Raw genomic sequence first — 339 nt, 5'->3', positions numbered from 1 at the left:
GCCTCGGTACGGGTACTCATGGCGATCCCTTACGGCTGACTTCAAACGGCTGAGCCCATGGAACACAAGCGGCGCAGGCAAAATGGCGCGTAGCATACCATCGGCGGGCGGGCGTGGCAGTTGACGAGGGTCGGGGGAAGGAGTTGGATAGGCCTTTTGCAGTCTGTTTAAACATCATGGAGGGAACAATGGCAAAGCGTATCCAGTTCAGCACTGTCGGAGGACCCGAGGTACTTGAATATGTCGACTTCGGGCCCGAAGCACTCGGTCCGCAGCACGTGCTTGTGCGCAACAAGGCCATCGGCCTGAACTTCATTGATACCTACTACTGCAGTGGCC

1 pseudogene is annotated in these 339 nt (G+C 57.5%); it reads left to right on the top strand.

Going from position 1 to position 339, the window contains the following annotated elements:
• Nucleotides 1-188 precede the first annotated feature (188 nt).
• Nucleotides 189-339 (top strand): annotated as a pseudogene (locus EE949_RS07620) (quinone oxidoreductase); the annotation flags it as partial.

The sequence above is a fragment of the Pseudomonas viridiflava genome, from assembly GCF_900602065.1.
Lineage (GTDB): Bacteria > Pseudomonadota > Gammaproteobacteria > Pseudomonadales > Pseudomonadaceae > Aquipseudomonas.
This window is presented reverse-complemented; position numbering and strand designations above follow the sequence as displayed.